Annotated in this window: 13 protein-coding genes and 3 pseudogenes; 5 read left to right on the top strand and 11 right to left on the bottom strand. The window is 70.8% G+C overall.

Annotation, left to right across the window (positions count from 1 at the left end):
- The first annotated feature begins 672 nt into the window (after positions 1 to 672).
- Positions 673 to 1726, top strand: a pseudogene (locus tag ACFJIX_RS27315) (ligase-associated DNA damage response exonuclease).
- A 935-nt stretch (positions 1727 to 2661) separates the two neighbouring features.
- Here ACFJIX_RS27315 and ACFJIX_RS27310 read toward each other — a convergent pair.
- Positions 2662 to 3954: pseudogene (locus ACFJIX_RS27310) on the bottom strand (ATP-binding protein); the annotation flags it as partial.
- Positions 3955 to 5190: 1236 nt separating this feature from the next.
- On the opposite strand from ACFJIX_RS27310, the gene ACFJIX_RS27305 reads away from it, so the two are divergent.
- From ACFJIX_RS27305 to pdeM, 3 genes are all read left to right on the top strand, one after another.
- Complete coding sequence (locus ACFJIX_RS27305) at positions 5191 to 6849, top strand: ATP-dependent DNA ligase (protein ID WP_377155812.1); 1659 nt, start codon at positions 5191 to 5193, stop codon at positions 6847 to 6849.
- Between the two features lie 161 nt (positions 6850 to 7010).
- Positions 7011 to 9824: a DEAD/DEAH box helicase gene (locus ACFJIX_RS27300; protein WP_377162017.1), complete on the top strand. Its 2814-nt coding sequence runs from the start codon at positions 7011 to 7013 to the stop codon at positions 9822 to 9824.
- Positions 9821 to 10498 carry a ligase-associated DNA damage response endonuclease PdeM gene (pdeM, locus tag ACFJIX_RS27295; RefSeq protein WP_377155811.1) on the top strand — a complete coding sequence of 226 codons (678 nt, stop codon included), beginning with the start codon at positions 9821 to 9823 and terminating at the stop codon, positions 10496 to 10498. Before ACFJIX_RS27300 ends, pdeM begins: the two co-directional genes overlap by 4 nt.
- Here the strand turns inward: pdeM and ACFJIX_RS27290 are convergent.
- From ACFJIX_RS27290 to ACFJIX_RS27250, 9 genes and pseudogenes are all read right to left on the bottom strand, one after another.
- Positions 10456 to 11076: a hypothetical protein gene (locus ACFJIX_RS27290; RefSeq protein WP_377155809.1), complete on the bottom strand. Its 621-nt coding sequence runs from the start codon at positions 11074 to 11076 to the stop codon at positions 10456 to 10458. The genes pdeM and ACFJIX_RS27290 overlap by 43 nt on opposite strands.
- Positions 11077 to 11272: 196 nt before the next feature.
- On the bottom strand, positions 11273 to 11509 hold the full coding sequence (locus ACFJIX_RS27285; protein WP_377155808.1) for a hypothetical protein: 237 nt from the start codon (positions 11507 to 11509) through the stop codon (positions 11273 to 11275).
- Between the two features lie 145 nt (positions 11510 to 11654).
- Positions 11655 to 13277 carry a hypothetical protein gene (locus ACFJIX_RS27280; protein WP_377155806.1) on the bottom strand — a complete coding sequence of 541 codons (1623 nt, stop codon included), beginning with the start codon at positions 13275 to 13277 and terminating at the stop codon, positions 11655 to 11657.
- On the bottom strand, positions 13162 to 15294 hold the full coding sequence (locus ACFJIX_RS27275) for a hypothetical protein (protein WP_377155805.1): 2133 nt from the start codon (positions 15292 to 15294) through the stop codon (positions 13162 to 13164). Before ACFJIX_RS27275 ends, ACFJIX_RS27280 begins: the two co-directional genes overlap by 116 nt.
- 1150 nt (positions 15295 to 16444) lie before the next feature.
- Positions 16445 to 17012: pseudogene (locus ACFJIX_RS27270) on the bottom strand (MgtC/SapB family protein).
- Positions 17013 to 17116: 104 nt separating this feature from the next.
- A complete protein-coding gene (locus ACFJIX_RS27265) occupies positions 17117 to 18907 on the bottom strand; it encodes an ABC transporter ATP-binding protein/permease (RefSeq protein WP_377155804.1) in 1791 nt (596 codons plus the stop codon).
- A 289-nt stretch (positions 18908 to 19196) separates the two neighbouring features.
- Complete coding sequence (locus tag ACFJIX_RS27260; RefSeq protein ID WP_377155803.1) at positions 19197 to 19724, bottom strand: hypothetical protein; 528 nt, start codon at positions 19722 to 19724, stop codon at positions 19197 to 19199.
- A 156-nt stretch (positions 19725 to 19880) separates the two neighbouring features.
- Entirely contained in the window at positions 19881 to 20924 is a 1044-nt protein-coding gene (locus tag ACFJIX_RS27255; protein ID WP_377155801.1) for a serine hydrolase, read from the bottom strand.
- 234 nt (positions 20925 to 21158) lie between these two features.
- The gene (locus tag ACFJIX_RS27250) at positions 21159 to 23219 is read right to left on the bottom strand and encodes an ATP-dependent helicase (protein ID WP_377155799.1); all 2061 of its coding nucleotides are present in this window, start codon (positions 23217 to 23219) and stop codon (positions 21159 to 21161) included.
- A gap of 82 nt (positions 23220 to 23301) precedes the next feature.
- On the opposite strand from ACFJIX_RS27250, the gene ACFJIX_RS27245 reads away from it, so the two are divergent.
- Positions 23302 to 24171 carry a hypothetical protein gene (locus ACFJIX_RS27245; protein WP_377155797.1) on the top strand — a complete coding sequence of 290 codons (870 nt, stop codon included), beginning with the start codon at positions 23302 to 23304 and terminating at the stop codon, positions 24169 to 24171.
- Here the strand turns inward: ACFJIX_RS27245 and ACFJIX_RS27240 are convergent.
- Positions 24086 to 25165 carry an ABC transporter ATP-binding protein gene (locus tag ACFJIX_RS27240; protein WP_377155795.1) on the bottom strand — a complete coding sequence of 360 codons (1080 nt, stop codon included), beginning with the start codon at positions 25163 to 25165 and terminating at the stop codon, positions 24086 to 24088. The genes ACFJIX_RS27245 and ACFJIX_RS27240 overlap by 86 nt on opposite strands.
- Positions 25166 to 25168 lie beyond the last annotated feature (3 nt).

The following is a 25168-nucleotide window of genomic DNA, read 5'->3' as shown; positions in this document are numbered from 1 at the left end:
ACTTCCAGCGTGTCGGCCGCGGGGCGCGTGCGGCGGGCCTCGTCGACGTCGGTGAGGGTGGCGACGGTCTTGAGCGCCGGATTGAGCTGGCCGGCGAGCACGACCGCGCCCATGCCCTTGCCGGTGAGGGTCAGGCCTTGCAGCGCCAGCGCCTCGCGCTGGGCGGCGTTGTCCAGGTTGCGCAGGAAGTCGTGCTCGAGCGAGCGGCGGTGCAGCTCGCTCGCGCCGACACCGAGCGCGAGCGCCGCCACGGCGGCCAGCGGCCACGCGATCCGGCGATGTCCCAGCAGCCAGTCGGAAACACGACCCATCCCTTTCCTCCCTGGAACCCCCGGCGTACGTGCGCCGGGTGATGGTGGATGAACGCCGGGTCAGTGTAGGGGAGGTGGCCCGGGGCGCAAGCCCCGCGTAGGCGGCAAGGTCGCGAGGTGAGGGTAGACCTGACTTTGTTGCGCCCCCGGCGCTTCGGTTCGATCGAATTGCTGGATGCCGATTGCGATTGCGATTGCGATTGCGATTGCGATACCGGATGCCGGATGCCGGATGCCGGACGCCCGGCGCCGGACGCCGGACGCGGGCTCGTCCTACACGGAGGGCGTCGCGCCCTGGCTAGCATCGGTCGACATGGACATCGTGAACGCCCGGGGGACGGCAGGCATGGACGCCGGCGGAATGGCGGTCGGCGACCTCGTCGTCGCGCGGCCCGAGGGGCTTTATTGCCCGCCCGGCGACTTCTACATCGACCCGTGGCGGCCGGTCGACCGCGCCGTCATCACGCACGGCCACAGCGACCACGCCCGCATGGGCCATGCGCACTACCTGGCGCATCGCGACAGCGCCGCGATCCTGCGGCGCCGGCTGGGCGAGGACATCACGCTGCAGACGCTCGATTACGGCGAGGCGATCGTGCATCACGGGGTGCGCGTGTCGCTGCATCCGGCCGGTCACGTGCTGGGGTCGGCGCAGGTGCGGCTCGAACACGGGGGACGTGTCTGGGTCGCGTCGGGCGACTACAAGCTCGAGGCCGATGGCACCTGCGCGCCTTTCGAGCCGGTGCGCTGCGACACCTTCATCACTGAATCGACTTTCGGCCTGCCGATCTACCGCTGGCCGTCGCAGCCGGCGCTGTTCGCCGAGATCGACGCCTGGTGGCGCCGCAACGCCGAGGCGGGCCGCGCCTCGGTGCTCTACGCCTATGCGTTGGGCAAGGCGCAGCGGCTGCTGCACGGCGTGGATGCGTCCATCGGCCCGATCGTGGCGCACGGCGCCGTCGAGCCGCTGAACGCCGTCTACCGCGCGGCCGGCGTCAGCCTGCCGCCCACCCCGGCATGCCGGCGATCCGGCGCTGGACAAGGCCGCGCTGTCGCGCGCGCTGGTGATCGCGCCACCGTCGGCCGCGAGTTCGCCGTGGCTGAAGCGTTTCGGGCCGGACCTCGCGGACGCCTTCGCCAGCGGCTGGATGCAGCTGCGCGGCGCGCGGCGGCGGCGCGGCGTCGACCGCGGCTTCGTGATGTCCGACCATGCCGACTGGCCGGGCTTGATGGCGGCGATCCGGGGCACCGGCGCGGAGCGCGTCTTCGTCACGCACGGCAGCGTCGCGACGATGGTGCGCTGGCTCAGCGAGCAGGGCCTGCGGGCGCAGGGTTTCGCGACCGAGTACGGCGACGAGGAAACGGGCGGCGATGCCGACACGACCGCCGCCGCGGCGTCCGAGCCGCCGCCGTGAGGCTCAACCGGCGCGCCGCCCGTTCCGCAGCCGATCGCGGGCGTCGCTGAAGTCGAAGCGCTGCACGGCGTCGAGCGCGTCCAGCAGCGCGGCCCGCTGCGCGCGCTGATCGTCGTCCAGTGCCGTCCGACGATCGAGCGCGCCGCGCATCCGCTCCGCCAGGTCGACGGCGGCGCCGTCGTCGGCGTCGAGCAGGCGCAGGAGTCGATCCCGATCCGCGGCGTCGAGCTTCGCGGCGTCAGGCCTGGCCGCGTCGACCGCGGCGCCGACGGCGACAGCGTCATGGGCGGTGTCATGGGCGGCGTCATCCTCGGAGCCGACGTCGAACCGGGCCTTGGACCAGGCCTGGATGCGTCGCAGCGCCGGCAGCAGGTCGCCCAGCTGTTCCCGCAGCCGCGCCAGCAGCACCGACCGTTCTTGCGTCGGGAGGCCCGCGTCGCAGGCGCGCTCCAGCCGAGCCGCCGCCTCCGCCACCTCGTGCGCGCCGACCGCGCCCGCGGCACCCGCAGCGCATGCGCCAGCAGCGCAGTCGACCGCGCGTCGTCGCCTTCGTGCGCGGCCGCCAGTTGCGCGTCGAAGTCGGCACGCGTGCGCAGGAACGTGGCAACCAGCCGCCGGTACAGCGGCATCCGCCGGTTCGCGCCGCCCAGGCCGGCGCGCATCAGGCGCAGGTCCTGCGACGACAGGCCCGCCTCGCCGGCCTCGACGGGCATCGGGTCGTCGCGTCGGTCGGGCGTGCCGCGCTCGTCGCGTGCGCCACGCTTGTCGCGTATGTCGCGTATGTCGCGTATGTCGTGTATGTCTCGTGCGTCGTGAAGGCCGCGAGGGCCGCCATCGTCGAGCGACCGGGGCGCCGCCACCGGCGCGCCGTCGTCCGCCACCGGCGGCGTCTTGCCGCGCGACACCGCCACCCAGCGGGCCAGGGTCGCATACAGCAGCTCGATGTCCAGCGGCTTGGCCAGGTGCGCGTTCATGCCCGCGGCCAGGATGCGATCGCTGTCGCCGGCCATCGCGTGGGCGGTCAGGGCGATCACGGGCAATGTCCGCCAGCGCGGATCGGCGCGCAGCCGCCGCGTGGTCTCGTAGCCGTCCAGCTCCGGCATCTGGCAGTCCATCAGCACCGCGTCGAATCCCTGCGGCGCCATCGCCAGCAAGGCCAGCGCCTGGGCGCCGTGGTCCGCCAGCGTGACCGTCGCGCCGACATCCCGCAGCAGTTCGGCCGCGAGTTCCTGGTTCAGTTCGTTGTCCTCGACCACCAGCACCCGTGCGCCGGCCAGGCGGCGCATCGCCTCGCCCTGGGCGCGGCGTCTGCCCGGCGAAGGCGTGGCCGGCGCGGTCTCCGCGGCCGCGACGACGCCGAACCGTGCCGTGAAGCGGACGATCGTCCCCAGGCCGGTCGCCGATTCGATCTCGATGCGGCCGCCCATCAACTCCACCAGCTGTCGGCAGATCGCCAGTCCCAGGCCGCTGCCGCCGTAGCGCCGGGTGGTCGAGGAGTCGGCCTGGCTGAAGCTGCTGAACAGCCGGGACAGGGTGGCCCGGTTCATGCCGATGCCGGAATCGCGGACGACGAAGCGCAGCGCGATCGTGCCGTCTTGCGCCGTGCCATCGCGCTTCGTGCCATCGTGCGTCATGCCGTCCGACGCCGCGCGGTCCGGCGTCGTGCCGCCGGGGGACATCGGCGCCTCGTCCGCGCGCTCCACGGCCACGACGACCTCACCCTGGTCGGTGAACTTGACCGCGTTGTTGCCCAGGTTGACGAGCACCTGCCCGAGCCGCAGCGGATCGCCGAGCAGCCGCGGCGGCAGGTCGGGCGCGACGTTCAGCCGCAGGGCCAGGCCCTTGTCCTCGATGCGCAGGGCGATCAGGTCGACGAGGTGGCTCAGCACGTCGTCGAGCCGGAAGGGGACCGACTCCAGCTGGAGCTTGCCCGCCTCGATGCGGCTGAAGTCCAGGATGTCGTTGAGCAGGCCGAGCAGGTGCTCGGCCGAGCGGTGCACCTTCTCGATGTAGTTGCGCTGGCGCGGATCAAGCCCGGTGCGCAGGGCCAGCTCGGACATGCCGAGGATGGCGTTCATCGGCGTGCGGATCTCGTGGCTCATGTTGGCCAGGAAATCGGACTTGGCGCGCGTGGCCTCTTCGGCGGCCTCCTTCGCGCGGCGCGTGGCCACGCCGTGGGCGGTCGCGCGCTGCAGCGCGATCAGCAGCGCCCCGCAGAGCAGCGCCATGACGCCGGCCGCGGCGAGCCGCTCGCCCATCGGGGCGACCAGGGTCTCGTCCTTCAGCAGCACCAGCCGCCACGGGCCGCGCGGATCGCCCCAGTCCACGTCGGCGCGGCCCGTCAGCAGGCGGCGACGGCCGACCTCGATCGTCGGCTGCTCCGGATCGAAGGACAGGCGGCGCGTCCGCGCCGGGTCGAGAAAGGCGTTGCCGTACTGGCGGCTGGCGGTCAGCGCCGCGGCGCGTGCCGTGTCGAAGGGACCGACGACCGCCAGGCGCCAGCCGGCTTCGCTGGCCGCCAGCACCACGCCGTCGGGGGAGATCAGCAGGCCGCCGGCGTACCGGGCGTCGGGCGAGACCGATCGCCCGTGATCGAACTGCGGGTCGGCCAGGAAGCGGTCCACCTCGTCCAGGAAGAAGCGCCGGGCGACGACCCCGATCGGCCGGTCCGGCGGCTTGACCGCGGCGACGGATCCGGGGCCGCCTTCCTCCGGCCAGATGGGCGCGGCCGTGAAGAACGCGCGCCGGCCGCTCGACGCGCTGATGCCGACGCTCACCGCGATCTCGCCGGTCATCGCGCGCCGGAAGTAGGGGCTGAGGCCGACGTCCTGCCCGAGCGGCGATTCCTGCCCCGGATTGCTCCAGCTCTCGACGACGAGCCCGCGACGGTTCGCCACGAAGGCCACTTCGGTTTCCGGGCTCTGGGCCAGGACGCTGAGCGTGCGGCGGGCAAGCGGTTCGGCGGGAGGGCGCTCGACGCGCTCGAGGCGGGCGGCGTGCTTGAGCTCGTCGCCGAGGCGGCCGAGCATGAGCAGAGCCCCCGACCCGGGGCCGGTGATCGTCACACGGTTCAGCAGGAAGGCCTGCCCGCGCGCGGACCGCTCCAGCTCCAGCCGCGCCTCGTATCCGGCCCAGGCCGTGTAGCCGAACTGCGCGGTCCAGGCGGCCGCCGCCGTCGCGGCGCCGATGAGGAGCCAGGCCAGGCGCGGCCGGTCCACCACGGCGCCCCGCCAGCCCTGCGACTTCTTGCTCCGCGGCGGTTGCGCCATCACGATCTCCCCCCGGACCGGTTGAGTTCTTCCGGGCGGGCCCGGGCCGCTCCGGACTGCTTCGGCGATGCGTCGCCGAGTGCCTGTGCCGCGTGGGAGCCGGCCCAGTGTTGGAGGGCGGACCGGCGCTTGTCAACCTGAGAACGCGCCCGCGTCCTACAGCGTCGGACCGCGGCGCTCGCTAGCATCGCCCGCATGAGAGCCTTTGCCGCGCTGTACCGCGACCTGGACGCCTCGACGTCCAGCCTCTCGAAGCAGTCCGCGCTGCAGGCCTACCTGCGCCTGGCGCCGCCGGAGGACGCCGCGTGGGCCGTGTACTTCCTGGCCGGCGGCAAGCCGCGCCAGCTGGTGCCGACCAGGCTGCTGCGCGAGCAGGCGCGCCTGGTGGCCGGGCTGCCCGAGTGGCTCTTCGACGAGAGCTACGAGGCCGTCGGCGATCTGGCCGAGACGATCTCGCTGCTCCTGCCCGAGCCCGCGCAGGTGATCGAGCGGCCGCTGTCCGTCTGGATGACGGAGTACCTGCTGCCGCTGCGCGGGCAGCCGCCGGAGTCGCTCGCCGTCCAGCTGCAGAGCCAGTGGGCCGCGCTGGCGGTCGAGCAGCGCTTCGTCCACCTCAAGCTGATCACCGGCGCATTCCGCGTCGGCGTGTCGAAGCTGCAGGTGACGCAGGCGCTGGCGGCCGTCGGCGGGCTGGACGCCAAGCTCGTCGCGCAGCGGCTGATGGGCTACACCCACCTCGGCGCGACGCCGACCGCCGCCGACTATGCCGCGCTCATCGCGCCCGCGGACCTCGAAGGCGCCGATGGCGTCGGTCGCGGGCTGCAGCCGTATCCGTTCTTCCTCGCGCATCCGTTCAACCTGGCTGTCGGGCAGTTCGACGCCGCGATCGGGCCGGCGTCGGAGTGGCTCATTGAGTGGAAGTGGGACGGCATCCGTGCACAACTGGTGAAACGCGGTGGCGAGGTGGCGATCTGGTCGCGCGGCGAGGAGCTGGTCACCGACCGCTTTCCCGAGCTGCGCGCGATGGGCGAGGCGTTGCCCGACGGGGTCGTGCTGGACGGCGAGATCCTCGTCTGGCGCGACGGCCGCGCGATGCCGTTCGCCGAGTTGCAGAAGCGCATCGGCCGCAAGACCTTGAGCGCGAAGCTGCTCGGCGAGCTGCCCGTGGCGCTGTGCGTCTACGACCTGCTCGAGGAGGGCGGCGAGGATCTGCGTGATCGCCCGCAGCATGAGCGGCGCGCGCGGCTGGAGCGCCTCGTCGCCGCGCACCCGCTGGCGGGGCTCGAGCCCAGTCCGCTGATCGCCGGCGCGGACTGGGACGACTTGGCCCGGCAGCGCGAGCAGGCGCGCGCGCTCGGCGTCGAGGGGATGATGCTCAAGCGCCGGGACGCGCGATACGGCGTCGGCCGGACCAAGGACGTCGGCGTCTGGTGGAAGTGGAAGATCGATCCGCTGTCGGTCGACGCGGTGCTGATCTACGCGCAGCGCGGCCATGGGCGGCGGGCCAGCCTCTACACCGACTACACCTTCGCCGTCTGGAACGGCCCGCCGGACGATCCGGCCCGGCAGCTGGTGCCGTTCGCGAAGGCGTATTCGGGGCTCACGGATGCCGAGATCCGCGATGTCGACGCGGTGATCCGCAAGACGACGACCGAGACCTTCGGCCCGGTGCGCAGCGTCACGCCGACGATGGTGTTCGAGCTGGGCTTCGAAGGCATCGCGCGCAGCGGCCGCCACAAGAGCGGCATTGCGGTCCGGTTCCCGCGCATGCTGCGTCGGCGCGAGGACAAACCGGTCGAAGAGGCCGACACCTTGCAGACGTTGCAGGCCCTGCTGCCGGAGGAGGGCGCGTGACCGGCGGGAGCGACGGCGACGACGGGGCGGACAGGCACGGACGCTGGCCCTCACCCCCACCCTCTCCCGCAAGCGGGAGAGGGAGTCCAAGTGGGGACGCCATCGGCGTACCAGCGATCGGCGTGACAACGATCGGCGTACCGGCGATGGGCGTACCGGCGATGGGCGTACCAGCGATCGGCGTGGCGGCGATCGACGCGTGGCTCGCGGAGAAGGGGTGGACCTCGTTTCCGTTCCAGCGCCGCGTCTGGGAGGAGATCGCGCGCGGCCGCGGCGGTCTGCTGCATTCGAGCACCGGCAGCGGCAAGACGCTGGCGGTGTGGCTGGGCGCGCTCGCGGCCTTGCGCGACGAGGTCGGCGCCGAAGCGCGCGTGCACGCCGGCAAGTCGATCGCACCGCCATTGACGGTGCTCTGGATCACGCCGATGCGCGCGCTGGCCGCCGACACGCTGCGGGCGCTCGAAACGCCGATGGCGGCGCTGTGTCCCGGCTGGACCGCCGCGCTGCGCAGCGGCGACACGACGTCGGCGCAGCGGGCCGCACAGGATCGACGTCTGCCGACCGTGCTCGTGACGACGCCGGAGAGCCTGTCGCTGCTGCTGTCGCGCGCCGATGCGCGCGACCAGCTCGGCCAGGTGCGCCTCGTCGTCGTCGACGAGTGGCATGAGCTGATGGGCAACAAGCGCGGCGTGCAGACGCAGCTGGCGCTGGCGCGGCTGCGCCGCTTCAGGCAGGAGCATTGCGGAGAGCGCAGGCCCTCACCCCCGCCCTCTCCCGCAAGCGGGAGAGGGAGCGATTCAAGCGCCGCTTCCGAGTCCGGTGACGGTTCCGCGCACGCCCTCTCCCGCTTGCAGGAGAGGGCAGGGGTGAGGGCCAGCGGCCGGCGAAGTACGCTGATGATCTGGGGGCTGTCGGCGACCCTGGGCAATCTCGACGAAGCGATGCGGACCCTGCAGGGCACCGCGGACGCCGCCACGGACGCCGTGATGGTGCAGGGCGAGACCGACAAGACGCTGGTCATCGACACCCTGCTGCCGGAGACCGCCGAGCGCTTTGCCTGGGCCGGCCACATGGGCCTGCGCATGCTGCCGCAGGTGGTCGAGGCGATCGAGGCCAGCGCGAGCTGCCTGGTCTTCACCAACATGCGCTCGCAGGCCGAGCGCTGGTACCGCGCGCTGCTGGAGGCGCGGCCCGACTGGGCCGGCGTGCTGGCGCTGCACCACGGCTCGCTGGACCGCGAGGTGCGGGAGTGGGTCGAGCTCGGCCTCAAGGAAGGCCGCGTGAAGGCCGCCGTCTGCACCTCCAGCCTCGACCTGGGCGTGGACTTCCTGCCGGTGGACCGCGTGCTGCAGATCGGCTCGGCCAAGGGCGTGGCCCGGTTGGTGCAGCGCGCGGGGCGCTCCGGCCACGCACCGGGACGGCCGTCGCGGATCACGCTGGTGCCGACGCACAGCCTGGAACTGGTCGAGGCCGCCGCCGCGCGCGATGCCGTCCGCGCCGGCCGGATCGAGGCCCGGCGCAGTCCGCGCGAACCGCTGGACGTGCTGGTCCAGCACCTGGTCACCGTGGCGCTGGGCGGCGGCTTCCGGCCGGAGGAACTGCTCGATGAGGTGCGCGGCACCGTCGCCTACGAAGACCTCGGCCTGGAGAACTGGCAGTGGTGCCTGGACTTCGTCCGCCAGGGCGGGCCGTCGCTGACGGCGTATCCGGACTACCACCGCGTCGTGCCCGACGAGACGGGCGTCTGGCGCGTGCCCGACGCGCGGCTGGCCCGGCGCCACCGCGTCAACATCGGCACCATCGTCAGCGACGCGTCGATCAGCGTGCAGTACCTGAGCGGCGGCAAGCTGGGCAGCGTCGAGGAGAGCTTCATCGCGCGCCTGAAGCCGGGCGACGCGTTCATGTTCAGCGGCCGGCTGCTGGAGCTGGTGCGCGTCGAGCAGATGACGGCGCTGGTGCGGCGCGCCACCTCGGGCCGCGCCGCCTTGCCGCGCTGGAACGGCGGCCGCATGCCGCTGTCGAGCACGCTCGCCGACGCGGTGCTGGACGAACTGGCCGCGGCCGACGCCGGCCGCTTCGACTCGCCCGAGATGCAGTGCGTGCGGCCGCTGATCGACATCCAGCGCCGCTGGTCCGGCGTGCCCGGTCCGGACGTGCTGGTGGCGGAGACGCTCAAGTCGCGCGAGGGCTGGCACCTCTTCCTCCATCCCTTCGCCGGCCGGCAGGTGCACCTGGGCCTGGCCGGGCTGATCGCGTGGCGCGCGGCGCAGCCCGAGACCGGCACCTTCTCCATCGCGCTGAACGATTACGGCATCGAGCTGCTCAGCGCCAAGCCCATCGACTGGGCGCAGCGGCTGCCGTCGCTGCTGACGCTGCCGCCGATCGACACGCTGCTGCGCGAGGTGCTCGCGAGCCTGAACGCCACCGAGCTGGCGCGGCGGCGCTTCCGCGAGATCGCGCGCATCGCCGGCCTGATCTTCCAGAGCCACCCAGGCGAGCGGCGCAGCAACCGGCAGCTGCAGGCCTCGGCGACGCTGTTCTTCGAGGTGTTCCAGCAGCACGATCCGGGCAACCGCCTGCTGGCGCAGGCGGAGCGGGAGCTGCTGACGCAAGAGCTGGATGTGCGGCAGCTCGCCGCGGCGCTTGAGCGCATGGGCCGGCAGACGCTCCAGATCCATGCGCTGAAGCAACCGACGCCGCTGGCGTTTCCGCTGATGGTGGAGCGCTTCCGCGAGAAGCTCAGCAACGAGCCGCTCGGCGACCGCATCGCGCGCATGGTGTCGGAACTGGAACGCAGCGCCGGCGGCGATGCGGTCGGGACCGCGCGCGAGCCCGCGGAGCGCGCGCTGGCGGTGTTCGCGAAGAAGGATTCACCGCAGTTTGCGGTCGAGGCGGTGCGGGAGTCGCTCGCGTTGGAGACGCGTGGCGAGGCCCCTGCGAAACGACGCGATACCGGCCGCAGGAGAAGACGATGACGGACGCCGATCCGCGGTCGGGCGCGCTCACGGTGACGTTGGCGGACGAGCGCGTCGACCTGCTGCCCGGGCGCGCGCTGTGGTGGCCGGCGACGCGCACGGTGTTCGTCGCCGACGTGCACCTCGGCAAGGCCGCGAGCTTCCGCGCGATGGGCCAGCCGGTGCCGTCCGGGACGACGCGCGACAACCTCGACCGCCTGAGCGCACTGATCGACGCCCTGGGCGCCGCGCGGCTGGCCGTGCTCGGCGACTTCCTGCATGCGGCCGCGGCGCAGCAGCCGCTGGTGCTCGATCCCGCGCACCACTGGCGCGAGCGGCACGCGGACGTGAGCTGCCTGCTGATCCGCGGCAATCACGACAGTCGCGCGGGCGATCCGCCGCCGTCGCTGCGCTTCGAGATCGTCGACGAACCGCATCCGATGGGACCGTTCGCCGCCTGCCACCATCCGCGCCGCGTGGCCGATGCCTACGTGCTCGCCGGGCATCTGCATCCGGCGATGACCTTGCGCGGGCGGGCGCACGAGCATCATCGGCTGCCGTGTTTCTGCGAATCCGAGGGATTGATGATCCTGCCCGCGTTCGGCGCGTTCACCGGCACCACCTTGGCCGGGCTGCCCGAAGGCTCACGCTGTCACGCGATCGGCGGCGGACGGGTCTGGTCGGAGCGACGTTGAACGAGGCCATGAAAGGCCTCTGACACCCGACTCATCCACGGACGTCGCGTCGACGAGCCTTCTTGCCGAGGAGCGGGGGCCAGGAGTTCACGCGGCAGCCCGGCCAGCCGAAGATGGAGATAGCTGAACTCCGATCGTTCCGCCAGCGCTTTCGTCTGCTGGAAGCGCGTCTGTTCGCGACCTTCTCCGAAGAGCATCAAGCGGCCCGTCTTGTGGCTGATGACTGAGTCGTGGACCAACACGCTCAGCAGGCTCGCAAAGGCCCCCAACTGGTCAGCCGCCATGTCCGCCAACCGGGCGTGCGACATCGCCCGCTGCCCTTGCTCGTCGGGACGATCCAACGTGGCCTGGAGGAGTCGTACCACGTCAGCCTCGCCCAACAGCTGTCGATGAAACAGGTCACCCAGAAGCGAGAAGCCTTCGAGGAGCCGATCGAGGCCTCCCGCTTGAGTGGCTGTCATGCCAAGGAACGATTGTCCGTTGGGCGAGCGCGCCAGCAGGGCCTCCAGAAAGTCATCGCGGGTCAGCGTGCCGGAGCAGAGCGTCTCGGCCAGACGTTCGAAGTCGGTCTGAGCCACAGGGGAGGGCGCCGAAGCCGAGGGGGCCGCGCAGACCAGCGCGGTGGAGAAGGCGGGAGAGGCGTGATGCACAGGCATGTCTGGACGTTTCGATCCGAGGGACAGCCTCAGTTGTCGCCAGGATCGACGGGTTCCCTGTGCATCGCGATGTGCGCCATCGGTACCTGGTCAAACGGGTGCCGAGGGGTGGGCGGATTCAGAGGTTGAAGCCCCCGACGTCGGTGTGGAAGTCACCGACTTCCGTCCACTCGTTGAGGTCGGCGGGCACGGCGAAGCGCGCCGACAGCGCCTTCGCGGCTTCCTCCGCCGAGGCAAAGGAATCCCCCCACGGCATGCTGTCGTGTTTCACGCGCCAGCGCCGCGACAGCCGCGGCTTGATCGTGAACGTGCCGTCCAGGCTCTGGAAAACGTATGAGACGGTATCGAGATCCATGCTGAGCTCCGGGTCGTCTCCGGGTGGCCTCCGGATCGGCGACCCTAGCGCATCGAACGGCAACTGTCATGCCCAAGTCGCCGGAACAGGTCGCGCCGCAGGGTAAAACGGCGATGGGACGGGGCAGCCGCCCTTCAGTCGCCCCTCAGCCGCCTTCCGCCACCGGCGGGGCGCCATGTTCCGGGTTCGCCAGTGCAAGGCGCCCGGCCGCGCTCACGGCATCGGCCTTCTGCGCGGCGGAGAGGTCGCCGCGGCGTTCGGCGTCGTCGAGCAGGCGCACATGGCTGTCGCTGTGACCGCCGGCCATCCCGGCCGCGCGAACGGATCTCGAGGTCCGGCCGTCGGGCCGGGCCAGGAGCAGGCGGGCCGCCGACGCGCTGTCGAGGACCTCGGCCTCGAGGCACTCGTTCAGCAATCGTTCGAAGCTCATCAGCTGGCGCTGTGCGGCGATCCTGCGCCAGCCGGCGCGCCTCGTGGTGTCCAGGTGCGGATATTCCGCCGCGACGGCCTGCGTCAATCCATCGACGTCGACCGTCGCGTCGAGGATCTCGACAAGATCGGCGGTTGGCAGGACGCCCAGGCGATTCAGCTCGCCCAGCCGGCGGAACAGCTCCGAGAGCCGACGGGTGTCGGTATTCGCCGCCGCGCGGGCGAGTTCGCGTTGCCTCGTGCGCGGCGACTGCGAGAGCAATCCGTCGCGCAGGCTGCCACGCGGCAGCAGGTTCTCCTGGATGGCGACGGCCCAGGCCTCCACCAGGGCGAGTACCACGGCGGCATCAGACCCGCGCGGCTCGCGCCGCAACGCGGCGTGCCACGCGGACCATCCGTCGCGGTCGAGACCGAGCATCAGGCGCCTGGCGTCCTGGTCGGGCATCCGCTGTGTCTGCCACAAGGCGAGGATTTCGGCGTACCAGTCCGCGATGTCCGTGGACGACCCCTTCATGACGGTCTGTAGCGAGAAGGACAGGCGAGGCGGCGGCCGGCCATGGACCGTCCCCGTGATGATCCTGCCTTGCTGCTCCGCGCTCAGCCCACCCGGACCCTGGCATTGCCGGAGTGCGGCGAGGAACTGTCTGGCCTCGCCGCAGTAGCCGTCGATGAACACCGGCCCCAGGCCGAGGCCGGCCCGAGTCGGTGTACCCCCGCCGAGCAGCCGGGTCACCTGCTCGGCCGACAGCCGGCCGTCCTGCAGCGCAGGCGCCAGCGCGTCAAGGAAAGCCGCCGCGCAACGATGCCCGTGACCGTTGGCCAGCGGCGGCAGGACGTCCTCCTTGCGCCAGAGGATGGACAGGGCCTCGTCCGCCGTCAGCCCCTTGCCGATGCCGCCCAGCACGCCGGAGGCGATCGCGTGGACCCGCCCGGCATCGCCGAGGCAACTGGCCCAGGTCAGGCATCGTTCGTCGTGCCATTGCCTGGGCTTCTCCGTCAGGCTCTTCCAGACGATCGCCTTGCCCAGGCTGTCGACGTTGCCCGCCACCAGCCCATGACACCAGGCCAGGACGCAGGCGGCGGCGATCCTCGCGGCCACGTCCGGCTGCTGCGTCAGGGCCTGGTCCGCCATCCAGCGCGACATCGCGTCGTCGTCCAGCCGTTGCAGCAACGCGGCGGCGACGCGGGACGAGCAGACCCAGGCGGCAGGTAAGGCCATCAGTTCAGCGGAAGGCGACGACTCGATGACCGTGAGCGCCACCCGTTCCCGCTCGCGGGTCGTCAGTCGGGAGCGGCGTCCCTCGGCCTGATCGATCAGCGCCAGATCGGCCGCGCGCACCGAGGTCTCCTGCCGATCGGGCCCGACGATGCGGGACCCATTCCTGCGCATCGATGCGCAGTTGCCGTGATGACGGCCCCGGCAGCCGCATGGTGACCGGCGCGGCCTCCGTCGCACCGTCGGCGGGACGTCCCGCTTGCCACAAGGTCTGACCCAGCAGGGTGGCGTCGCCGCGCACGCCGACCGTTCCTGTCGCCGCGTCCGGCGCAAGGACGCAGGATTCGGGGATCCGCACCCCCAGCCTCCGTGCCAGCCCGGCCGCTCGCGCTTTCAGCAGGCCCGCGTCGGCAGGGAGACCGTCCGGACCGGCGGCACCGATCTCGCTCAGCAGACGGCGCGCCAAGGCCCGGCAGACAGCGGCCTCCGTCACCTGCGGGGCCGCGCGATGAAGGAAAAGAGCAGCTCGCATGTCGTGCGCTGCGGAGCAGTCCCATGACGCCGGATACGACGGCGGCTTGCCGGGAAGCATGGCCAGCGCGGAGGTCGCATACGCCACCAGCCGGGCGACGCAGTCCGCCTCATGCTCGTCCACGTCCTCCACCTGGTCGGGAAACCGCTTGACCATGAGACAGAGCGCGAGGTGCTCGCGTGCCATCGACTCGAGGAGCGCCTGCCTGGTGCTGGCGAGTTCGTCGGCAAGCGGCGTGGTGCCGGAGCCCGGGGGACCCGCGAGGTCCAGCGGCGCAGGGATCGTCGTGTCGTCGATCGCTGCGGCGATCTGGCTCGCGGTGGTGCTGGTGGGGAGCATGCAGGTCCTCGAGGCAGGGCAGGCCTCAGTCGTCCCGGTGAGGGCCAGGTTCGCGTGGCACGTGGAGGTGCCGTGCGGAGGCAGCATGCGGTGGCGGCATGCGGCGGCGGCATGCGGTGGCGGTATGCGACGGCGAGGAGCGAGGGCCGCGCCGCCTGCCCGGCCTGGACGCTTCGGTGGAAGGCTCAGGCGCCGGCGGCCGTCGGCGGCGAGTCGTGTCGCGGGTAGATCGCCAGGGCATGACGTCCGGCCGCCTGCAGGGCCTCGGTCCTCTGCGCGGGGGACAGGTCGCCACGGTGCACGGCGTCGTCGAGCATCCGTCGATGAATGTCGGTGTCCCCCACCGGCGCACCCCGCCGCCCGCACCGATCGCGAGGTCTGGCCGTCGGGCCGCGCCAGGAGAAACCGTGCGGCCGACGCGCCATCGATGACCCGGGCGTGGAGGCACTGGTTCATCAATCGTTCGAAGGTCGCCAACTGACGTTGCGCAATCGACCGGATGAGTGCCGGGTGCGGGATGAGGTCGACCAGAGGCTCCTCCGCCACGTCCTCCGCCATCCCTCCGGTATCCAGCGTGGTGTCGAGGATCAGGCGCAGGTCGGCTTCCGGCAGGACGCCTCGGCGTTGAAGCCGACCCAGTTCCCTGAACACGGCGGAGAGGCAATGCGAATGGCGAGCGGCCGATGCGCGGGCGAGTTCGCTTCGTTCCCCGTCGGGCGCTCGCGAGAGCAGCCCGTCGCGCAGCGCCTCGCACGGCAGGAGGCCCGCACGGATGGCCCTGTCCCAGGCCCGCACCAGGGACAGGACGGTGGAGACATTCGACGTGTCCACGGGATGCCGCAGCGCCGCATGCCACACGGAGGATCCGCGGCGATCGAGACCGAGCATCAAGGACCGGGCCTGTCCGGCGCTGATCCGCTCGTCGCGCCACAGCTTGAAGATCGCACCGAACCAGTGGGCGATGTCCGCGGTCGACCCCGTCACGATGGGCCGGGACGGCGTGCCGCTGTCCAGCAGTTCGGTCGCCTGGACGGCCGACAGCCGGCCGTCCCGCAACGCAGGCGCCAGCGCGTCGAGGAAGGCTGCGTTGTACCGGTGCCCGTGCCGGTGAGCCGGCGAGGGCCACTCGTCCTCCTCGCCCCGGAGAACGGGCCGTGAGGGCTCGACGTCGTCCTCGCGCCAGAGGATGGACACGGCCTCGTCCGCGGTCAGCCCCTTGCCGATGCCGCCCAGCACGCCGCCGACGAGGTCGCGGACCCGTCCCGGCATCGCCGAGTGAACGCGCCGCGGTCAGGGATCGGTTGTCCGCGTGGCCGCTGGCGCGTGCGTTCAGGCTCTCCAGGACGACCGTCCTGCCGAGTCGATCAGCGCTGACGGCCACGAGCCCATGACGCCAGGCGTCGACGCCGCTCGCGGCAATCCGCCGGGCGATCTCCGGTTGCTCCGTCAACGCCTGGCGCGCCATCCATTGCGACATCTCGTGGTCGTCCAGCCGCTCCAGCAATGCGGCTGCGACACCGGACGTGCAGACCCAGGCGGCGGGAAAGGCCTGCAGGTCGGCGGATGACGACGCGTCGATGGCGGTGAGCGCCACGCGCTCGCGCGCATGGGCGCTCAGGCGGGACCGAACACCCTCGGCTTGATCGATCAGCGCCAGATCGCCCACGCGCACCGAGCGTTCCATGCGGGCGGGTCCGGTGATGCTGACCCATTCATCGCCTTCGATGCGCAGTTGCTGCGACGGCGACCCCGGCAGGGGCGCGATGACGATGGCGGCCTGCGGAGCGCCCGCTGTGGCTCGGGCCTCGCGCCACAGCGACCGGGCCGACAGGACGACGTCGCCGTGCGCGTCGCCGTGGGCGTCACTGTGGGCGTCACTGTGGGCGTCACTGTGGGCGTCGGCGCCGCGCCGCAGCTGCCGCGCCAACGCCCGGCAGACCGCCGCTTCCGTCAATCGCGGCGCCACGCGGCTCACGAAGCGTTCGGCTTCCATGGGGGCATCCAGCTTCCGCTCCCATGCGGTGGCAGCCAACGGCGGCTCGGCCGACGGCGACGCCAGGCGCTCATTCGCATAGGCCACGAGCCTCTTGAAGCAATGCGCTTCGTACTCGTGCGTTCCCGGTCTGTCGGGGAACGCCTTGACCTCGGGGCAGAGCGCGAGATGGTCGCGTGCCATCGATCGGAGGAGGGCGTCCCTCGTGGTCGCGAGTTGGCGCGCCAGCGGCGTGGGATCGATCGTGGTGGGGCGCGCGCCGTCGAAGCGGGCATCGATCGTTGCGTCGTCAATCGATGCGGCGACGAGGCTCGCGGGGCTGCGGAGGGGGAGCATGCGGGTCCTTGCAGTCGGGGCGGGCTCAGTCGCTCCGGCAGCAGCCGGGTTCGCGTGCCATGGGCAGGGGCGCTGCGTGGGAAAGGCGAATCAGCGCAGGGCGTCCGCCTTCCGGTCATCCGCCGTCCGGTCGTCCTCGTTCCGGGGCTCGCTCTTCCGATGTTCGTCCGTCCGACCCTGGTCCGTCAGGTCCTCGTCCGTCCGGGGATGCGGCCGCGTGAACAGCGGCAGCACCGCGAGGATCAACAGGGCCAGCAGCATGCTGAAGACGGCCGTCGCCTCGCGGCCCAGCCCGCAGGCGATGCCGATGGCGGCTGTCATCCAGATGCTGGCGGCGGTGGTCAGGCCGTGGACCTGTTCCTCGTCCTTCAGCTTGAGGATGGCCCCCCGCGCCGAGGAAGCCGATGCCGGCGATGACGCCCTGCAGCACGCGGCTCATGTCGGCCAGCGCCATGCCGCCTTGCTGCGGCACCAGCACGAAGAGCGCCGCCCCGAGTGACACCAGCATGTGCGTGCGGATGCCCGCCGCCTTGCCGTGGTGCTCGCGCTCGTAGCCGAGGATCCCGCCCAGCAGCGCCGCCAGCAGCAGGCGCACGGCGATGCGCGTGATCTGCGCGACGTCGGGCACGTCGGAAAACTCGGACCGCACGGTCTCGATGACTTCGTCGGTCCAGGAGGCTCCGGCGTTCGAAGCGGCGTTCGATGCGGCGTTGGCCGTTGCGCTTGCAGTGGCGGTGGCACTGGCGGCGGCACTGGCGGCGCTCATGGCGACTCTTTCTCGGCGGGCTTCGCGACCGGTCCCGTGTCGGCGCCAGTGGCGTGCCTGGCTTCCAGTGCGCTTTCCAGGGCCGCCTCGCGCGCCGCTTCGGCCTCCGCCTCGACCGCGTCGAAGTCGTAGCCCTCGGCCGCATGCAGCTGCCACGCGCCGCCGCCGGTGAGGCGCAGCACATGCGTGTGATGCTGCAGCACCGCGTGGCGGTGCGCGATGCTCACCAGCGTGACGCCGTCGCGGCACAGGCGCTCGTAGAGACGGCGCTCGTTGCAGCTGTCCAGCGCGCTGGTGGCCTCGTCGAGGATGACCATCTTCGGCGTGCGTACCAGCACCCGGGCGAAGGCCAGCCGCTGCTGCTCGCCCATCGACAGCAGCTTCTCCCAGTCCTGCGAGGCGTCCAGGCCGCCGACGCGGTCGGCGAGCTCGGGCAGGCAGACCTCGTCGAGGATGGCGCGCAGCGCGTCGTCGTCGAGCTCGGTCGTCGTGTCCGGATAGATCATCTGGCTGCGCAGCGTGCCGGGCTGCAGGTAGGGGCGCTGCGGCAGGAAGAAGACGTCCTCCAGCGGCGGGTGTTCGATCGTGCCTTCGCCGCTGCGCCACAGGCCGGCGATCGCGCGCAGCAGCGAGCTCTTGCCGCAGCCGCTGACGCCGGTGATCAGCAGGCTCTCGCCGGGCTTGAGCGCGACGTCGAGCTTCTCGATCAGCAGCCGGTCGAACTGCGGCGTGTAGAGCGTCAGGTCGCGCAACGCGAGCTGGTCGGCGTGTTTCGTCTCGATCTTCTCGCGGGCGCGTTCGTCGCGGGGCTTGCGCTTGTGCATGACCTCGGAGAGCGCATGCAGCCGGTCGATGCCGGCGACGAAGCGGCTGAGGCTCTCGAAGTTGTCGACGATCAGCGAGACGGCGGTCAGCACCGCGGCAAAGGCGCCGGCGGCCTGCACGGCCGCGCCGACTTCCAGGTCGCCGGACAGCACGCGCTCGGCCAGGATCACGGCGGGCACGACCAGCGTCAGCTGGCTGAAGCCGCGCTGGAAGAGGTTGAGCGCGCGCTGCTTGCGGATCAGCTTCCAGTAGTTCTGGTAGACGGACTCGAAGCGGCTCTCGATGTGGGCGCGCTCCTGCGGCTCGCCGCGGTAGAACGCGATGGATTCGGCGTTCTCGCGCAGGCGCATGAGCCCGAAGCGGAAGTCGGCCTCGCGGCGCAGCTGCCAGAAGTTGAGCTGGATCAGCGGCGAGCCGAAGACGTAGAGCGCGAGGAAGGTGCCCACCGTGGCATAGACGACGAGGAAGGCGACGAGCAGCTTGGACAGCGACCACAGCACCGCGCAGAAGGCCACCAGCTGCATCGCGGAGCCCAGCATCAGCAGCATGAAGTGGGTGGAGCGGCCGGTGAAGGTGTTGATGTCCTCGGAGATGCGCTGGTCGGGGTTGTCGATGTCGCCCGCCGCGCCGGCACCGATCTCGTAATATTTCCGGCCGTCGAGGTAGCCGTCGAGGAACTTGCCGGTGAGCCAGCGCCGCCAATGGTTGGAGAAGGCGTCGCGCATGTAGTAGTAGAAGGCGTACACCGGCACCGCGAAGCCCAGCACGATGAGGCTGTCGCGCACGGCGAGCCAGAAGCGCGCGTGGTTGCGTTCGGCGAGCGCGGAGGTCATCTCCCCGGTCTTGTTGTTGAGCATGACGGCGAGCTGGGTCTCGCACAGCATCAGCACGATCATCAACAGCAGCAGGCCCCAGGCGGCCTTGCGCTGGTCGCCGAGCCAGTAGGGCTTGGCGATCTGCATGAACTGCCGCCAGGCGGCGGCGGACAGGCGCGGCGGGCGGCGGCGCTTGTGCTTCTTCCTGGGGGGCGACCGGAGGCGCGGGCGGGCTGGTCGAGGACGACGAGCGCGGGCCCGAAGAGGCGGACGGCGGCAGGTCCGTCGCGGGGGAGGAGGGAGAAACCATGAGGGCTGGACCGAGTCTGCCGAGGATGGTTCGACAGTAGCTCCGGTGGCTCATGGGGCGGGTAGGACGGGGCCTACTGCGGGTGACGGAGGGAGGCGCGAACGCGACGCCTCCCTGAGGCGCCCGTCACGGCATGAGCTTCGACACCGCGTACGCGAGGCTGCCGGCGGCGGCGGACGAGCTGAGCGCGGCGCGGGCGCACCACTTGAGCAGCCGGAGGTCCGAGGCCTGACCGCTCATCTTGATGCGATCGTCGACGGTGGCGATCACCGAGTCGAGCATTTCCTTCACGTTGATCCTCGCGCGATCGAGCGTGGCATCGAATTCTTTCCTGGACTTCTCGTGCATGTCATGCAGTTCCTGCTTGAACTCGTGCCGACAAGCATTGAGTTCAGCCTTGAACTCGAGGCGTTGGGCGTTCATCTCGAGACGCACCGTGTTGATCTCCTTTGTGAAGTCCTGGCGTTGGTCGTTGAGCTCCTTCCTGAAGACTTCCTGATCTTTCCGAATCGAGGTGAAGCCTTCCTGCATTTCCTGGCGGAGCTTGTGAGTCTCGGCGGAGAGCAGGTCGAGCCGATACATCACGTGATGGAGGTCGGGCTGAGCGTTCGGGATCGGCGTGACGTTGGTGATTTGCGGGGAGTGAGGGTGCATGCGTCTACTCCAGACATGCGGTGAGAGGAGCCGCAGATGCTAGGAGTGATCGGACACCAAAGGCGTGGCGCCAATGCCGAATCTGATGGTTGTTTGACCAGCCTCAAAGAACCTGCTCGCGTCCCCGCGAGGGGGATTCCAGGCGTAATGAGGGGGTCAGGCCGCCGCGATCTTCGCCAGCGACTTGCGGATCGCGGCCGCGTCGCGCAGGCGCTGCGCGGAGCCGTCGGCATCGAGCAGGATGACCGTGATGGTCTGGCCGCCGCTCTTCATGCGCATCGCCAGACAGCGACCGGCTTCCTCGGTGTAGCCGGTCTTGGACAGGCGAATGTCCCAGCCCTTGGCACCGACCAGGTGGTTGGTGTTGCGCAGCTCGCGCGGGCGGCCGTTGACCTCGACCTCGCTGGACTTGTCGCTGCTGATGCGCGCGATCACCGGGTAGCGCGACGCGGCGGCGGCGATGCGTGCGACCTCGGCGGCCGTCGAGGTGTTGTTGGGCGACAGGCCCGTCGGGTCGGCCAGCGCCGTGTGCGACAGGCCCAGCGCGCGGATCTTGGCGGCGACGGCCGACTCGTAGGCCGGCAGGCCGCCGGGGAAGTGGCGGGCCAGCGCCGACGCGGCGCGGTTCTCGGACGAGATCAGCGCCAGCTCCAGCGCCGCTTCGCGGGTCATCGTGGCGCCGACGCGCACGCGCGACTTGCTGTGCTTGAGGCGGTCGACGTCGGCGTCGTCGATCTTGATTTCCTCGTTCATGTCCTGCTTCGCGTCCAGCACGACCATCGCCGTCATCAGCTTGGTCAGCGAGGCGATGGGCACGACGGTGTCCGGCTCCTTGGCCATCAGCACGCGGCCGGTGTCGTCGACGACCAGCATGTGGCGGGCGTTGACGGGCAGCTTCATCAGCGGCTCGTCGGATGGCGTGGGCGCGACGACCGTGCCGGGCGACTTGGCGATCAGGGGCGAGGAGGCGGCCGGCGTCGGCGACGGGGCGGACGAACCCCCGGGCGGCGCCGGTGCGGGCGTCACGACGCCGTTGGGGCTGATGGCCGCGGTGGTGGGGGCGGTCGTCGGGACGACGACCTCGGGGTCGTCGCTGGCGGCCTGCACGATCAGGCAACCGCAGGTGAGGATCAGCGCCGGCAGCGCCAGCTTCCAGTTGGTATGGGCGAGGGTGCGGAGAACGGTGTCGCGGATCGTCACGGCGGTCGGGCGGGGCTGGCGGGCTGGGTCCGGGAACTTGTCCGGAGATCTTCCGGCAAGCGCGGGGTCAGGGTTTGACCGTCGCGGAGTTTAAGTTCTTCGCGTCGGACCGCCATCCGGGCTTGCCGTAACGTGCGTTACGCGCGGGCGACTGCACGACGTTTGCAGCCTGTCTTCAGCAGCTCTGACGCGGTGTTCGCAGGTCATGAAAGCTTGAGTCACCGATGGGGGAGCTCAGTCCCAGGCCTTGCGCAGCTTCGCGGCGACGTCCATCGCCGGCTTCACGAGCTCCGGCAGCGGTGCTTGTGCCTGATTGGCGGGGCCGACCTTCTCGAAGTGGCGAACCACCTTGCCGGGCAGGAAACGCGACACGCTCGCATAGAGGTGCCGATCGCCGTTGCGCGTCTGCTGCGTCACGTAGAAGCGCTGCGGCACCATCACCGCGAGGTGGTCCTTCGCGCGCGTCATCGCGACGTAGAGCAGCCGCCGCTCCTCCTCGATCTGCGCCTGCGCGCCCGTGCTCAGGTCCGACGGCATGCAGCCGTCCACGCAGTTCAGCAGGTACACCGCATTCCACTCCTGGCCCTTGGCGGAGTGGATCGTCGACAGGATCAGGTAGTCCTCGTCCTTCAGCGGTACGCCCGACTCGTCGCTGCTCGCGTCGGGCGGATCCAGCGTCAGCTCCGTCAGGAACCGCTCCCGCGACCCGTAGCCCTGCGCAATGCGCGTGATCTGCTCCAGGTCGGACAGACGCACCGGCGCATCGTCGTAGAGCCGCTCCAGATGTGGCGCGTACCACTGCACCGCCTCTTCCAGATCCATCGGCCAACTGGAGCCTGAGATCAGCTGCAGCATGAGTTCGCGCAACGCCGTCCAGGAGGACGCCGCGGCGCGTGGCGGCTCGAAATCGCGCAGCGCCTGCGCCGGATCGGTCGCGGGGGTCATTGCATCGAGCAGCCGTCTCGCGCTCGCGGGACCGAAGCCCGGCAGCAACTGCGCCACGCGGAAACCCGTCAGCCGACCGCGCGGGTTCTCCGCCCAGCGCAGCACGCTCAGCACGTCCTTCACATGCGTGCTCTCGAGGAATTTCAAGCCACCGAACTTGACGAACGGGATGTTGCGTCGCGTCAGCTCCAGCTCCAGCGGCGCCGCGTGGCTCGAGGTCCGGAACAGCACCGCCTGCTTCGTCAGCTTCAGCCCTTGCTCGCGGCGCTCCAGCACCTTGTCCGCGACCCATTGCGCCTGTCGCGCCTCGTCGTCGACGGTGACCAGGTGCGGCAGTTCGCTCGAGGTCTTGTCGGTCCACAGGCGCTTCTCGTGGCGCTCCCGCGCCATCGCGATGACGGCGTTGGAGGCATCCAGGATGGTCTGCGTCGAGCGGTAGTTGCGCTCCAGCGCGACCACGCGCGCGGGCGGGTCGAACTGCGCCGGGAACTCCAGGATGTTGCGCACCTCCGCCGCGCGGAACGAGTAGATCGCCTGCGCGTCGTCCCCGACCACCGTCAGCCGGTCCCCGCGCGGCTTGAGGCGCTTGAGGATCGTCGCCTGCAGCCGGTTGGTGTCCTGGTACTCGTCGACCAGCACGTGCTGGAAGCGCTCGCCGAGCTCCGCGGCCAGCGTGTCGTCGCTCATCAGCTCCGACCAGTAGAGCAGCAGGTCGTCGTAGTCGAGCAGCTGCTGGTGCTGCTTCTCTTCGACGTAGGCCTTGAACAGGCGCTTGAGCTCGTCATGGACCGCGAAGCACCAGGGGAAGTGCTCCTGCAGCACCTGGTCCAGCCGCGCCTCGCTGTTGACGACGCGCGAGTAGATGTTCAGGCAGGTCGCCTTCAGCGGAAAGCGGTCGGTGGTCTCGGCCAGGCCGAGCGCCTGGCGCTGCAGGCCCATCAGGTCCTCGGCATCCGCGCGGTCGAGGATGGTGAAGTTGGGCGCGAGGCCGATGCGATGCGCGTACTCGCGCAGCAGCCGCGCGCCGACGCTGTGGAAGGTGCCGGCCCACGGGAAACGCGGCGGCGCCTGCGTCGCGCGCAGGCCGAGCGCGCGATGCAGCACGCGGCCCGCGCGGCGTTCCATCTCGCCGGCGGCGCGCCGCGAGAAGGTCAGCAGCAGCAGCCGTTGCGGATCCGCGCCGGATTGGATCAGGCGCGCCACGCGCGACGCCAGCGTCTTCGTCTTGCCCGATCCCGCACCGGCGATCACCAGCAGCGGTCCGTGGCCCTGTGCGCCTTCATCCAGGCCGTGCTCGACGGCGGAGCGCTGCTCGGGATTCAGATCGGCGAAGACGTCGGCGGTGGACATGGCGCCGGATCATAAGCTGTATGCAAACCCAGTCATTCCCCGCGTTCGCGGTAGGCGGAATGCGCCTTGCCCATGATGGGACATGCTTCAGATCCTCGTCATCCTCAGCGCGCTGTCCATGCCCCTGGTGGCCTGGGCGTCCCAGCGCGGCGTGTTCGGGCCCGACAACGGCGCGATCTCCGACCGCTTTCCGACCCTGCTCGTCGCCGACGGCTACGCGTTCTCGATCTGGGGGGTGATCTTCCTGCTCGATCTCGTATTTGCCGCCTGGCTGCTGCGCGGCCAGCCGGTCCCGGACAGGGAAGGGCATCGCGACTCGCATCGCTGTCACTGGCTGGTCATCGTCGGCTTCGCGTTGACCGCGAGCTGGATGATCGTGTTCTCGCAGCAATGGTTCGGTCTGGCGCTCGCCGTCATCTGGGCCGCGCTGGCGAGCCTGCTGTGGGCGCTGATGCTGGTCGCGCGCGCGATGCCGCGCGGTGCGCAGTCCTGGCTCGCCGTGTTCCCGCTGGCGCTGCATGCGGGCTGGCTGTCGCTGGCCGCGTTCCTGGACACCGCGCAGACGGTCGTCGCCGCGCAGATGCTGCCGACGCAGGACCAGTTGCCCTGGACGCTGGTGCTGTGGGCCCTGGCCGCGTTGCTGCTGCTGGTCGCCAACGCGCGTCTTCACGCGCCGGGCACCGGTCCCGCCGCGCTTGGTTATGCCGGCGCGGCGGTGTGGGGCCTGGTGGGCGTGTACGTTAAGCAGACCGCCTCGCCGATGAGCGGCTCGGACGGTTCCGCCTGGATCGCGCTGGTGCTGGCCGCGGTGCTCGCGGCGCAGACCCTCTGGCTGCGGATGAGACCTGCCGGTCCCACCGACGGTCTCAGGCCAGGCGGCGCTCGTCCTTCGCGTCGAACAGGTGGGCCGACTCCGCCGCCCATTGCAGGCGAACCGCGTCACCGACATTGAGGTGGGGGTTGCCCGAGACGCGCGCCGTCATCGGGCCCGACGGCGTGTCCACCAGCAGGTAGGTCTCGGGACCGGTCGGCTCGCTCATCTTCAGCACGCCCGGCATGCCGCCCGCGTCCGCGTCGGTCGTCTCGGCCAGCCGGATGTGTTCCGGACGCACGCCGTAGAGCACGCCACCGGCCGCGTCGATCGAGGCCTGCTGCGCCGCGTTCACCGGCAGGGTCACGCCTTGCGCGGCGAGCGCGCCGCCGCCGTTGCGCTCGGCCTGGACGAAGTTCATCGTCGGCGAGCCGATGAACTCGGCCACGAAGCGGTTGGCCGGCCGCGTGTAGATCTCTTCCGGCGTGCCGAACTGCTGCACGAGCCCGTCGCGCATCACCGCGATGCGGTCGCCCAGCGTCATCGCCTCGACCTGGTCGTGGGTGACGTAGACCGTCGTGGTCTTGGTGCGCTGGTGCAGCAGCTTGATCTCGGCGCGCATCTCGATGCGCAGCTTCGCGTCCAGGTTGGACAGCGGCTCGTCGAACAGGAACAGCTTCGGATCGCGCGCCAGCGCGCGCCCCATCGCCACGCGCTGCCGCTGGCCGCCGGACAGCTGGCCCGGCTTGCGATCGAGCAGATGGTCGATCTGCAGCATCTTCGCGACGCGCTGCACGGTCTGCTCGCGCTGCGCCTTCGGCACCTTGCGCATCTCCAGCCCGAAGGCGATGTTCTGCGCGACGTTCATGTTCGGATACAACGCGTAGCTCTGGAACACCATCGCGATGTCGCGGTCCTTGCTCGGCAGGTAGGTGACGTCCCGGTCGCCGATGTGGATCGCGCCCGAGGTCGGGTGCTCCAGGCCGGCGATCATCGCCAGCAGCGTCGACTTGCCGCAGCCCGACGGGCCGACCAGGATCAGGAACTCGCCGGCATCGATCGACAGGTCGATGCCCTTGAGGATGTCGGCCGATCCGTAGCTCTTGCGGACTTGAGAAATGGCGAGCGCGCCCATGCT

It is taken from the genome of Roseateles sp. UC29_93, from assembly GCF_042695725.1.
Lineage (GTDB): Bacteria > Pseudomonadota > Gammaproteobacteria > Burkholderiales > Burkholderiaceae_C > Roseateles > Roseateles noduli_A.
Note: the sequence above shows the minus strand (reverse complement) of the source record. Positions and strands in the feature narration are given on the sequence as shown.